Origin of the sequence: Kitasatospora sp. NPDC092039 (assembly GCF_044756065.1) — a bacterium.
In the GTDB taxonomy this organism is placed as follows: Bacteria; Actinomycetota; Actinomycetes; order Streptomycetales; family Streptomycetaceae; genus Kitasatospora.
The window spans coordinates 22,956-35,413 of sequence record NZ_JBIVSD010000027.1 but is presented as its reverse complement, the minus strand read 5'-3'; the positions used below and the strand labels follow the sequence as shown (position 1 = coordinate 35,413).

The following is a 12,458-nucleotide window of genomic DNA, read 5'->3' as shown; positions in this document are numbered from 1 at the left end:
GGTGTCGTCATGACCACCCCCGGAACCATTACCCTGGGGGCGTGGCAGCCGTCGATCCTTCCGAAGAGCTCAAGAACCTCGATACGACCATGGGGTCGATCGAGGCCGTCATCGACCTGGACAAGATCCGGGCCGACATCGCGGTCCTGGAGGAGGAGGCAGCCGCCCCCACCCTGTGGGACGACGTCGCGAACGCGCAGAAGGTGACCAGCCGGCTCTCCTTCCTGCAGGGCGAACTGCGCCGCGTCGAGGGCCTGCGCGGCCGCATCGACGACCTGGGCGTGCTGTTCGAGCTCGCCGAGGCCGAGGACGACGCGGACACCCGCGCCGAGGCCGAGGCCGAGCTGGTCGCCCTCCAGAAGGCGGTCGAGGAGCTGGAGGTCCGCACCCTCCTGTCCGGCGAGTACGACGCCCGCGAGGCGCTGATCAACATCCGTGCCGAAGCCGGTGGCGTGGACGCCGCCGACTTCGCCGAGCAGCTCATGCGCATGTACCTGCGCTGGGCCGAGCGGCACGGGTACCCCACCGAGGTGTACGACACCTCGTACGCCGAAGAGGCCGGCATCAAGTCCGCGACCTTCACCGTGAAGGCGCCGTACGCCTACGGCACCCTCTCGGTCGAGCAGGGCACCCACCGCCTGGTCCGCATCTCGCCGTTCGACAACCAGGGCCGCCGGCAGACCTCCTTCGCCGGCGTCGAGGTCCTCCCGGTCGTCGAGCAGTCCGACCACGTCGACATCGACGAGGGCGACCTGCGGGTGGACGTCTACCGCGCCTCCGGCCCCGGCGGCCAGGGCGTCAACACCACCGACTCGGCGGTGCGCATCACCCACCTCCCGACCGGCATCGTGGTCTCCTGCCAGAACGAGCGCTCGCAGATCCAGAACAAGGCGTCCGCGATGAACGTCCTCCAGGCCAAGCTGCTGGAGCGGCGCCGCCAGGAGGAGAAGGCGGCGATGGACGCGCTCAAGGACAGCGGCAGCTCCTGGGGCAACCAGATGCGCTCCTACGTGCTGCACCCGTACCAGATGGTGAAGGACGTCCGCACCGCGTACGAGGCCGGCAACCCGCAGGCCGTGCTGGACGGCGACATCGACGGCTTCATCGAGGCCGGGATCCGCTGGCGCAAGCAGCGCGAGACCTCGACCGAGGTGTGAGGACCGCGGCCTCGATGAACGTCGAGCACGGCATCGAGGCCGGGATCCGCTGCCGCGAGCAGCGCGGGACCAGCGCCGAGTAGGCACCGACACGACGCAGAAGGCCCCCGACCGCAGTGGTCGGGGGCCTTCTCGTACGTCTGGGGGGTCAGGCCAGTGCCTGCCGGGCGATCAGCGCCACCGCGAGCAGCCCGGCCAGCAGAGCCAGCAGCATCGCGGGGGAGAGCGCGGCGAACGGCCCCTGCTGCTCCTGCATCCGGGCCCGGTTGGCCCGGCACACCGGGCAACGCCCGTCGCTGACGCGGCCGTTGCAGTTGGCGCACACCAGATGGTCGCAGGTCATGCGATCTCCTCCTTGCTGCTACAGCCAACGCACCGGACGGGGCTTTGGTTCCACGCACTGCCCTGTACGGGGGAGCGGCCGTGACACGGTCGCCCCCTCCACTCTGCCAGGTTCCGGCGGTTCCGGCTCCCGGGCTGTGAGATGCCTCGCAATATTCGGGGCATAAGCGGACATTCTCCCCCAAGGGGCGGTCGTTGTCACGGGCGGTCCCTGCGGGCCCGTTCCCGATTCGCGTATGGTCCCAGTCCGGGAGCGGCCCTCTGCGTTCCCGTCGCCCGCCCATGGACCGGGCCTCCGGGGCGGACCGACCGAGGACTGGCGCCGCCTAGGATGGCCTCCGTGATGCAGCCGTGATCAGATTCGACAACGTCTCCAAGACCTATCCCAAGCAGAATCGTCCCGCCCTGGACAACGTCTCGCTGGAGATCGAGAAGGGTGAGTTCGTCTTCCTGGTCGGCTCGTCCGGCTCGGGGAAGTCCACCTTCCTGCGCCTGTGCCTGCGCGAGGAGCGCCCCTCCACGGGCGCCGTGCACGTGCTGGGCAAGGACCTCGGCAAGCTGTCCAACTGGAAGGTGCCGCACATGCGCCGCCAGCTGGGCACCGTCTTCCAGGACTTCCGCCTGCTGCCGAACAAGACGGTCGCGCAGAACGTCGCCTTCGCCCTGGAGGTGATCGGCAAGCCCAAGAGCGCCATCGGCAAGGTGGTGCCCGAGGTGCTGGAGCTGGTCGGCCTCGGCGGCAAGGAGGACCGCATGCCGGGCGAGCTGTCCGGTGGTGAGCAGCAGCGCGTGGCGATCGCCCGCGCCTTCGTGAACCGTCCGATGCTGCTCATCGCGGACGAGCCCACCGGCAACCTCGACCCGCAGAACTCGGTCGGCATCATGAAGCTGCTCGACCGCATCAACCGCACCGGCACCACGGTGCTGATGGCCACCCACGACCAGGCCATCGTCGACCAGATGCGCAAGCGCGTCATCGAGCTCGACAAGGGGCTGCTCGTCCGCGACCAGGCCCGCGGCGTCTACGGGTACCAGCACTGACCGACCAGCGCTGACCCGTAGGGCCGTCGGCCCGAACCGCCAGTCCCGGAGCAGTACCGACCCTGGAGTTGTTTCCCGCATGCGTGCCCAGTTCGTCCTGTCGGAGATCGGTGTGGGTCTCCGACGCAACCTGACCATGACCATCGCGGTCGTGGTCAGCGTCGCGCTCTCCCTCGCCCTCGCCGGTTCCTCGCTCCTGGTCCGCGACCAGGTGAACTCCATGAAGGGGTACTGGTACGACAAGGTCGAGGTGAGCATCTACTTCTGCACCAAGGCGGACGCCCGCAACTCGCCCCAGTGCGACAAGGGCGCGGCCACCGACCAGCAGGTCCAGGACATCAAGGACCAGCTGGACAAGATGACCTCGGTGGTCCAGTCGTCCACCTACGAGAGCTCCCCCGAGGCGTACAAGCACTGGAAGGAGATGAACCCGGACAACCCGCTCATCTCCGTCCTGGGCCCGGACGCCATGCCGCAGTCCTGGCGGGTCAAGCTCAACGACCCGACCAAGTACGACGTGATCCAGAGCGCCTTCGCCGGCAAGCCCGGCGTCAAGTCGGTCGAGGACCAGCGGAAGATCCTGGAGAACCTGTTCGGCCTGCTCAACGGCCTCCAGACGGCGGCCTTCGTGATCATGGTGCTGATGCTGTTCGTCGCGCTGCTGCTGATCGTCAACACCGTCCGGGTGTCGGCGTACAGCCGACGGCGCGAAACCGGGATCATGCGCCTGGTCGGTGCCTCGAACTTCTACGTCCAGATGCCCTTCATCGCCGAGGCGGCCTTCTCGGCGCTGCTCGGCGCGATGATGGCCTCCGGACTGCTGATCGGCGGGCACTTCTTCGTCCAGAACTGGCTGGCCGACCGGGTGCAGTTCATCCACTTCATCGGCCTCGGCTCGGTGCTCGCGGTGATACCGCTGCTGATCGTGGTGGGTATGGGCATGGCCGGCGTCGCGGCGTTCTTCACGCTGCGCAAGTACCTCAAGGTCTGACCCCCGGACGCCCCGACGGCCCCGGACGGCACTGCGCCGTCCGGGGCCGTCGGCCTTCCGCGGTCCACCGTTCCGGCCCGCCCCGCGCGGAGCGGTGTCTACACTCCGATGCCATGCTGCAAACTCCGCGCAGGGGCCGCCAGGTGGCCGCCCTCAGCCTGGTGTTCGGCGCCGTGCTGCTGACCGGCGCGGCGACCGGCGCCTGGGGCGACCCGGCCGACCCGTCGCACCGGCCCTCCGTCGACACCGTCCGGGCCGCCGGGCTCCCGGCCGACCCGGCCGGCGCCGCCCTGTCCGAGCAGCAGGCCGAGCACCTGCTGGCGGTCGGCGGCGACCGCTGGGGCGCGTACTACAGCGCCCAGGAGTACGCCGAGTTCAGCCAGGGCCTGGACGGCCGGTACCCGGGCGTCGGCCTGTCGGTCGGCCGCGGCCAGGACGGCGTCACCGAGGTCTCCCAGGTCGCGCCGGGCGGACCGGCCGCCGAGGCCGGGATCGCCCCCGGCGACCGGCTGGTGCGGATCGGCCGGGACCAGGCCGACCACCTGCCGGTCACCGAGGTGGTCGCGCGGCTGCGCGGCCAGGGCGAGGAGCGCCGGGCGGGCTCCGAGGTCACCGTGGCGGTCCGGCGCGGCGGGGGCGACGAACGCGAACTGCGGCTGCGGCGCGTGCTGCTGGACAGCCGGCAGGTCACCGCCGAGCAGCTGGGCAAGGGCGTGCTGCGGGTGACCGTGCGCGCCTTCACAAGCGGCGTGGCCGACCAGGTGCGCGCCGCGCTGCGCGCCCCGCACACCGGCGTGGTGCTCGATCTGCGCGGCAACTCCGGCGGGTTGGTCGACGAGGCGGCCGGCACCGCCGGGATCTTCCTGGACGGCGGACCGGTCGGCTCGTACCAGGAGCGCGGCGGGACCAGGGAGTTGACCGCCCCGCCCGGCGGGGACCAGCGCACCCCGCTGGTGCTGCTGGTGGACGGCGGCACGATGAGCGCCGCCGAACTGCTGGCCGGCGCCCTCCAGGACCGCAGCCGCGCCGTGGTGGTGGGTTCGCGGACCTTCGGCAAGGGCACCGTCCAGCAGCCCAGCCGGCTCGCCGACGGCGCCGTGCTGGAACTGACCGTCGGCCGCTACTACACCCCGGCCGGACGCTCCCCGGACGGCACCGGCCTGGCCCCCGACGTCCAGGCCGGTTCGGGCGAGGAGGCCGACGAGCTCGCCCTGCGGGTCCTCGCGGGGCTCGGCACCCGCGCCTAAAGCAGCTGCCCCGCCGGGCGTCGAAGTGCGAGAATGACCGGGCTATGGCAAAGGAAACCGGACAGAAGCTGATCGCGCAGAACAAGAAGGCGCGACACGAGTACACGATCCTCGACACCTACGAGTGCGGCCTCGTACTCACCGGCACCGAGGTCAAGTCGCTGCGCGAGGGGAGGGCCAACCTGGTCGACGGCTACGCGTACATCCAGAACCACGAGGCGTGGATCGACAACGTCTTCATCCCCGAGTACACCCAGGGGACGTGGACCAACCACGCGGCCCGGCGCAAGCGCAAGCTGCTGCTGCACAAGCTGGAGATCCGCAAGATCGAGACCAAGGTCCGCGACGCGGGCCACACCCTGGTCCCGCTCTCGCTGTACTTCAAGGACGGCCGGGTGAAGCTCGAACTGGCGCTGGCCGTCGGCAAGAAGCTGTACGACAAGCGCCAGACGCTGCGCGAGAAGCAGGACACCCGCGAGACGGCCCGCGCGGTGGCGGCGGCCCGCCGACGCCAGGGTTAATCCGCTGGACCCTCGCCCGTCGCCTCGCGTACTATGGCGCAAGCAACACGGACGCTGACCGTCCGAGCTGTTTCTCAACAAAACATGGGGATGATCGGTTTCGACAGGGGATGTTGAAACAGGGGAAGCGAGCCGAGGAACGCGGCAATGATCTCGTAAACCACGTGTCGCAAAAAAATAATCGCCAACTCTAAGCGCGATTCCCAGCAGTTCGCTCTCGCTGCCTAATAAGCACCGATAGCGCTTGGGTGTCAGACCGGGGAGTTCCCGACCCGGACCCTGGCATAATCTAGGGAACTCAACCGTCCGCCCGGGCTGCGAGGGCGGATGGGAAACCAAACAGCAGCTGGGCCTGTTGGCGGCTTGTCCGCGTGACCGCCAGGGCCGAGAAAAGCACAGCGGACTGCGCTCGGAGAAGCCCTGAATTGACTCCACTGGACCCGGGTTCGATTCCCGGCATCTCCACCACCCCATGTTGACTCGAAGGCCGTCCTCCGCTCCGCGGAGGGCGGCCTTCGATTTTTGTCCGTTCCGGAGCAGCGCGGCCGGGGGGTCGCGGCGTAGGATCATCCGTCCGCTCGTTTTCCGGAGCCGGATTCCGTCGCTACCACCGAGGCCATGCAGAGCAACACGCCCACCACCCCCGCCACCGACCACGAGACCGTCCGCACGCGCGAGATCGCCGGTGAGCAGCAGCACCTCGACACCGTCTACCACCGGTTGGAGGAGAAGCTCGCCGAGGCCGAGTACATCCTGGAGGACGCCGCCAAGCGGGTCCAGGTCGGCACTCCCGGCGCGCTCGCCGAACGCGACGCGCAGGTCTACCGGGCCGGCGCCCACCTCCAGCGTCTGAACAGCGAGTTCGAGGACTTCCTGTTCGGCCGGATCGACCTCCAGCGGGCGGACGCCCCGGAGGAGCACGGCATCCCGTCGAACACCCCGCTCGACCCGGCCGACCCGGCCGTCGCCGAGACCCTCCACATCGGCCGGCTGGGCGTGCTGGACGCCGAGTACGGCCCGCTGGTGATCGACTGGCGCGCGCCCGCCGCCGCCCCGTTCTACCGCGCCACCCCGGTCGAGCCGGGCCGGGTGATCCGCCGCCGCGTCATCCGGTCCAAGGGCCGCAAGGTGATCGGCGTCGAGGACGACCTGCTGCGCCCGGACCTCACCCCGACCCTGGACGGCGAGGAGCTGGCGGTGGTCGGCGACGGCGCGCTGATGGCCTCGCTGGGCCGCGCCCGCAGCCACTCGATGCGCGACATCGTCTCCTCCATCCAGCGGGAGCAGGACGAGGTGATCCGCGCCGCCGCCGCGGGCGCCACCCTGGTCACCGGCGGCCCCGGCACCGGCAAGACCGCCGTCGCCCTGCACCGCGCCGCCTACCTGCTCTACCAGGACCGCCGCCGCTACGCCGGGGGCATCCTGGTGGTCTCGCCGACCCCGCTGCTGGTCTCCTACACCGAGGGCGTGCTGCCCGCGCTGGGGGAGGAGGGCCAGGTCGCCATCCGGGCGATCGGCTCGCTGGTGGACGGCATCGAGGCGGACACCTACGACACCCCCGAGGCGGCCCGGGTCAAGGGCTCGGCCCGGATGGTGCAGCTGCTGCGCCGGGCCGCCCGCGCGGCCCTGGAGCTGGGCGCGCCGCAGGAGCTGAAGGTGGTCGCCCGCGGCGAGGTGCTGAAGCTGGACGCCTCCCGGCTGAAGGCCGTGCGCGGCAACGTGGTGGGCTCCGGCGGCACCCCGCTGAACCTGCTGCGCCCGCGCGCCCGCCGGCTGCTGCTGGACGCCCTGTGGCAGCAGGCCACCAGGGACCTGCCGAAGCCCGCCGACCACTACGCCCGCGAGCAGCGCCAGGAGGAGAAGGAGTCCTTCGACGAGTACGTCTCGGACGAGGCGTCCTTCCTGGACTTCCTGGACGCCTGGTGGCCGGCGCTGACCCCGCGCCGGGTGCTCGCCACGCTGCGCCAGCACCGGCACACCAACCGGATCGCCCGCCGCGCCGTCACCCCGGACGAGGCCAGGCTGCTGGCCGCCTCCTGGCGCCACCTGTCGGCGGAGGGCGAGGGCGCGCTGTCCGCGCACGACGTCGCGCTGATCGACGAGCTCCAGGTGCTGCTGGGCGAGCCGGCCCGCCCGAAGGTCCGCGAGGTGGACGCGGTGGACCTGCTGAGCGGCCTGGACGAGGTCACCACCTTCGCCGACCGCAGCGCCCGCCAGCGCGACCGCCGGCCGGTGGAGCGCACGGAGTACGCCCACGTCATCGTGGACGAGGCGCAGGACCTCACCCCGATGCAGTGGCGGATGATCGGCCGCCGGTCCCGGACGGCCACCTGGACGATCGTCGGGGACCCGGCGCAGTCCTCCTGGCCGTTCCCGCAGGAGGCCCAGGCCGCGATGGACGAGGTGCTCTCCGGCAAGCCGCGCCGCCGCTTCACGCTGACCGTGAACTACCGCAACCCGGCCGAGATCGCCGAGGTCGCGGCCAAGGTGCTGGCGCTGGCCGCGCCGGGCACCCCGTCGCCGAGCGCGGTGCGCCACGTCGGTGTGGAGCCGCGCTTCGCGGCCACCGCGGACCCCTCGCCGGAGGCCTTCGGCAAGGCCGCCCGGGCCGAGTTGGAGCGGCTGCTGGCCGAGGTGGACGGCACCGTGGCGATCGTGGTGCCGATGGACCGCCGGGACGAGGCGGCCGGCTGGGCCGAGGGCCTGGGCGAGCGCGTGGTGGCGCTGGGCAGCCTGGAGGCCAAGGGCCTGGAGTACGACGCGACCGTGGTCGCCGACCCGACCGGCATCGCCGGCGAGTCGGAGGCCGGCCTGCGGGTGCTGTACGTGGCGCTGACCCGCGCGACCCAGCGGCTGACGGTGCTCTCCGGCCCGGACGACCTGCCGGACGCGGACGGCGTGCCCGCGCTGCTGCACGGCTGACGGTCCGTACGGAAGAAGGCCCCCCACCGGATGGTGAGGGGCCTTCAGACGTTGACGACACCGACCCGCCATGCTCGCCTCGCGGCAAGTGGTCCCTCGAAGGGACGAAGGTTGGGCCCGGGGGCTTGGATCGAGCCGGTGTCCCGTCCAATGTAACGCATCGGCCGGGAGAGGCAAGGAGTGAGCGGCGGGGACCGGTGCCGTCGGACGGGTTTGTCGGGTCCGCACACTCAATGAACGTTATTTCTGGCTTGCCCTTGGAAGGTGCGACGATCGAGGTCTAGCATGCGCAGGCGATGCCTTCAACAAAATGTTGAGCCTGCGGGACAGACGGAAGAAGGAAGCGTCGATGGCGACGGTGCCCAGTGTCTCCAACTCGATCACGGTGCGGCTGGAGGTCCCGGCCCAGAGCAATGCCGTCAGTGCGATCACCACGGCCGTGGAGTCCTCCGGCGGGTCGGTGACCGGCCTCGACGTCACCGCCTCCGGCCTGGAGGCCCTGCGGATCGACGTCACGGTGGCGGCCTCCTCGGTCGCGCACGGCGAGGAGATCGTCGAGAAGCTGCGCGCGATCGACGGCGTGTCGATCGGCAAGGTCTCGGACCGCACCTTCCTGATGCACCTCGGCGGCAAGATCGAGATGTCGTCCAAGCTGCCGATCCGCAACCGTGACGACCTCAGCATGATCTACACCCCGGGTGTCGCCCGGGTCTGCATGGCGATCGCGGAGAACCCCGAGGACGCCCGCCGCCTGACCATCAAGCGCAACAGCGTCGCCGTGGTCACCGACGGCTCGGCGGTGCTGGGCCTGGGCAACATCGGCCCGGAGGCCGCGCTGCCGGTCATGGAGGGCAAGGCCGCCCTGTTCAAGCGCTTCGCCGGGATCGACGCCTGGCCGATCTGCCTGGACACCCAGGACACCGACGAGATCGTCGCCATCGTCAAGGCGATCGCCCCGGGCTTCGCCGGGATCAACCTGGAGGACATCTCCGCGCCGCGCTGCTTCGAGATCGAGGCCCGGCTGCGCGAGGCCCTGGACATCCCGGTCTTCCACGACGACCAGCACGGCACCGCGATCGTGGTGCTGGCCGCCCTCACCAACGCGCTGAAGGTGGTCGGCAAGCGGATCGGCGACATCCGCGTGGTGATGTCGGGCGCCGGCGCCGCCGGCACCGCGATCCTCAAGCTGCTGATGGCGGCCGGTGTCGAGCACGCCACCGTGGCGGACGTCCGCGGCGTGGTCCACCTGGGCCGCGAGGACCTCAACGACAGCCTGCGCTGGATCGCCGAGCACACCAACCGCTCGGGCCGCACCGGCACCCTCAAGGAGGCCGTGGCGGGCGCCGACGTCTTCATCGGCGTCTCGGCGCCGAACGTCCTGGACGGCGACGACCTGGCCACCATGGCCGAGGACTCGATCGTCTTCGCGCTGGCCAACCCGGACCCGGAGGTCGACCCGGCCATCGCCCGGCAGACCGCCGCCGTGGTCGCCACCGGCCGCAGCGACTTCCCGAACCAGATCAACAACGTGCTGGTCTTCCCGGGCGTCTTCCGCGGCCTGCTGGACGCCCAGAGCCGCACCGTCAACACCGAGATGATGATCGCCGCCGCCCGGGCGCTGGCCACCACCGTGGCCGACGACGAGCTGAACGCGAACTACATCATCCCGAGCGTGTTCCACAAGGACGTCGCCAAGACCGTCGCCTCCGCGGTGCGCGAGGCGGCCCTGGCGGGCGCCCAGGACGACCGCGCGCCGTCCCGTCCGACCCCGGGCATCGTCGGCACCCTCGACACCGCCGCGTTCCCCACCGTCAAGCTCTGACGGCCGGATCGGGCGACGTGTCGCAGATCGCTCAAATGTGCGAATAGTGGTCATACCCTCCAAGCCGCCCCGAACCCTTGCGACACAAGGGCGAGGGGCGTGTTTGGGCTTGTCAGTCCTAGGGCGTACCGTAGCTCTGCACGGGGCAGGCGTGTCCGACAAGTACGGAACGTCCCCCTGGTCTTCCGGCGTGTCGTCCCGACCGCCGCCCGCTCCCGGTCCGCCGGAGCCGACGGGGCGTCACACCCCCGACGGGCGGGCGATGTTCGGGTGGCCCAGCCGGGGCCCGATTGGCTTTCTCGGGGCCGGTCGGGGCAGGATTCGTATCCAGGCGGGCGGGTGGGCCTTCGACGGCCCGGGCGCGCGGCATCGGGTACGGACCCGGCCTGCGACCACGCATTGCCTGCATGAGCACAGTGTGCGGACCTGCGGCCTATCCGGGTGCCCCCCGGTGGGAGCACCGATGGGCCCCCGCGCACCGCAAGCGAACAGACCACAGGAGTACACATGAACCGCAGTGAGCTGGTGGCCGCGCTGTCCGAGCGCGCCGAGGTGACCCGCAAGGACGCCGACGCCGTTCTGGCCGCCTTCGCCGAGATCGTCGGCGAGGTCGTCGCCAAGGGCGACGAGAAGGTCACCATCCCCGGTTTCCTGACCTTCGAGCGCACCCACCGCGCTGCCCGCACCGCCCGCAACCCGCAGACCGGCGAGCCGATCCAGATCGCCGCGGGCTACAGCGCCAAGGTGAGCGCCGGCTCCAAGCTGAAGGAAGCCGCCAAGGGCGCTGCCTGAGCCACCCCTTGAACGCCCGAGAGGCCGGGCTCCCCGCTGGGGAGCCCGGCCTCTCGCCGTCGTGCCCGGACCGTCAGGCGTCGACGAGCTGCTCCTGCGGCAGCTCGACGTGGGCGCCGAGGTCGCGCAGCTTGTCCATGAAGTTCTCGTAGCCGCGGTTGATCAGGTCGATGCCGTGCACGGTCGAGGTGCCCTCGGCCGCCAGCGCCGCGATCAGGTACGAGAAGCCGCCGCGCAGGTCCGGGATGACCAGCTCGGAGCCGATCAGCTTGGACGGGCCGGACACGACCGCGGAGTGCAGGAAGTTGCGGGCGCCGAAGCGGCACGGGGTGCCGCCCAGGCACTCGCGGTAGAGCTGGATGTGCGCGCCCATCTGGTTCAGCGCGCCGGTGAAGCCGAGCCGCGACTCGTACACCGTCTCGTGGACGATGGACAGGCCGGTGGCCTGGGTCAGCGCGACCACCAGCGGCTGCTGCCAGTCGGTCTGGAAGCCCGGGTGCACGTCGGTCTCCAGGGCGATCGCCTTGAGCTCGCCGCCCGGGTGCCAGAAGCGGATGCCCTCGTCGTCCACCTCGAAGGCGCCGCCGACCTTCCGGAAGGTGTTCAGGAAGGTCATCATCTCCAGCTGACGGGCGCCGCGGACGTAGATGTCGCCCTTGGTGGCCAGCGCCGCGCAGGCCCAGGAGGCGGCCTCCAGCCGGTCCGGGATCGCGCGGTGGTTGTAGCCGTTCAGCTCGTCCACGCCGGTGATCAGGATCGTCCGGTCGGTGCCCAGGGTGATGATCGCACCCATCTTCTGCAGCACGCAGATCAGGTCGACGATCTCCGGCTCGATGGCCGCGTTGCGCAGCTCGGTGACGCCCTCGGCGAGGACTGCGGTGAGCAGCACCTGCTCGGTCGCGCCGACCGAGGGGTACGGCAGCTCGATCTTGGTGCCGCGCAGCCGCTGCGGGGCGACCAGGTAGGTGCCCTGCGGGTGCTTCTCGATGGTGGCGCCGAACTGGCGCAGCACCTCGAAGTGGAAGTCGACCGGGCGGCCGCCGATGTCGCAGCCGCCGAGGCCGGGGATGAAGGCGTGGCCGAGGCGGTGCAGCAGCGGGCCGCAGAACAGGATCGGGATCCGCGAGGAGCCGGCGTGGGCGTCGATGTCGGCGACGTTGGCGCTCTCGACGTGCGAGGGGTCGAGGATCAGCTCGCCGTCCTCGTCACCGGTGCGCACGGTCACGCCGTGCAGCTGCAGCAGGCCGCGGACCACCTTGACGTCGCGGATGTCCGGGACGTTGCGCAGTCTGCTGGGGCCCTGCCCGAGGAGGGCGGCGACCATGGCCTTGGGCACCAGGTTCTTCGCTCCGCGGACGCGGATCTCGCCTTCGAGCGGGTTTCCGCCGTGGACCAGCAGGACGTCGTCGGTCATCGTTCTCGCAATCCGGGGTGCCAGAGGAGTCGGGGGGAAGGGGGCTCCGAGAGAGAGCCGGTGGTGGACCGGTCGTCTACGGGCGCGTTCGGGCCCCCGGCGAAACCGAGTCGGCACCGTATGAAGGCGTCCACCAGACGTAGATGGTAGTGGGCGTGCCGATGGTTCCCGTGAGCCTCTCCCGTGATGGTGCTCTCTCCGGGCCCGCA

The 12,458-nt window shown here is 70.8% G+C and carries 10 protein-coding genes and 1 other RNA gene; 9 read left to right on the top strand and 2 right to left on the bottom strand.

Features of this window, described 5'->3' with window-relative positions:
* The first annotated feature begins 41 nt into the window (after positions 1–41).
* Positions 42–1,157: a peptide chain release factor 2 gene (gene prfB / locus ACIQI7_RS35270; protein ID WP_401118005.1), complete on the top strand. Its 1,116-nt coding sequence runs from the start codon at positions 42–44 to the stop codon at positions 1,155–1,157.
* Between the two features lie 148 nt (positions 1,158–1,305).
* Here the strand turns inward: prfB and ACIQI7_RS35265 are convergent, their stop codons facing one another.
* Positions 1,306–1,500, bottom strand: a complete 195-nt coding sequence (locus ACIQI7_RS35265; RefSeq protein ID WP_355268548.1) for a hypothetical protein — start codon at positions 1,498–1,500, stop codon at positions 1,306–1,308.
* 350 nt (positions 1,501–1,850) lie between these two features.
* On the opposite strand from ACIQI7_RS35265, the gene ftsE reads away from it, so the two are divergent.
* The 8 genes from ftsE (at position 1,851) to ACIQI7_RS35225 (ending at position 10,835) form a co-directional block, all read left to right on the top strand.
* Positions 1,851–2,540: a cell division ATP-binding protein FtsE gene (gene ftsE / locus ACIQI7_RS35260; RefSeq protein WP_188307673.1), complete on the top strand. Its 690-nt coding sequence runs from the start codon at positions 1,851–1,853 to the stop codon at positions 2,538–2,540.
* 79 nt (positions 2,541–2,619) lie between these two features.
* The gene (gene ftsX / locus ACIQI7_RS35255) at positions 2,620–3,531 is read left to right on the top strand and encodes a permease-like cell division protein FtsX (protein ID WP_387756869.1); all 912 of its coding nucleotides are present in this window, start codon (positions 2,620–2,622) and stop codon (positions 3,529–3,531) included.
* Positions 3,532–3,644: 113 nt separating this feature from the next.
* A complete protein-coding gene (locus ACIQI7_RS35250; RefSeq protein WP_401118002.1) occupies positions 3,645–4,778 on the top strand; it encodes a S41 family peptidase in 1,134 nt (377 codons plus the stop codon).
* 44 nt (positions 4,779–4,822) lie between these two features.
* Positions 4,823–5,299, top strand: a complete 477-nt coding sequence (smpB, locus tag ACIQI7_RS35245) for an SsrA-binding protein SmpB (protein ID WP_045695776.1) — start codon at positions 4,823–4,825, stop codon at positions 5,297–5,299.
* Between the two features lie 86 nt (positions 5,300–5,385).
* Positions 5,386–5,767: a transfer-messenger RNA gene (gene ssrA / locus ACIQI7_RS35240) on the top strand.
* A 150-nt stretch (positions 5,768–5,917) separates the two neighbouring features.
* The gene (locus ACIQI7_RS35235) at positions 5,918–8,221 is read left to right on the top strand and encodes a HelD family protein (RefSeq protein WP_387756871.1); all 2,304 of its coding nucleotides are present in this window, start codon (positions 5,918–5,920) and stop codon (positions 8,219–8,221) included.
* 349 nt (positions 8,222–8,570) lie between these two features.
* Positions 8,571–10,043, top strand: a complete 1,473-nt coding sequence (locus tag ACIQI7_RS35230; protein ID WP_387756872.1) for an NAD-dependent malic enzyme — start codon at positions 8,571–8,573, stop codon at positions 10,041–10,043.
* A 507-nt stretch (positions 10,044–10,550) separates the two neighbouring features.
* Positions 10,551–10,835, top strand: a complete 285-nt coding sequence (locus tag ACIQI7_RS35225) for an HU family DNA-binding protein (RefSeq protein WP_030242980.1) — start codon at positions 10,551–10,553, stop codon at positions 10,833–10,835.
* Positions 10,836–10,908: 73 nt separating this feature from the next.
* On the opposite strand, the gene murA is transcribed toward ACIQI7_RS35225, so the two are convergent.
* Positions 10,909–12,249: a UDP-N-acetylglucosamine 1-carboxyvinyltransferase gene (gene murA / locus ACIQI7_RS35220; protein WP_401117998.1), complete on the bottom strand. Its 1,341-nt coding sequence runs from the start codon at positions 12,247–12,249 to the stop codon at positions 10,909–10,911.
* Positions 12,250–12,458: the final 209 nt, after the last annotated feature.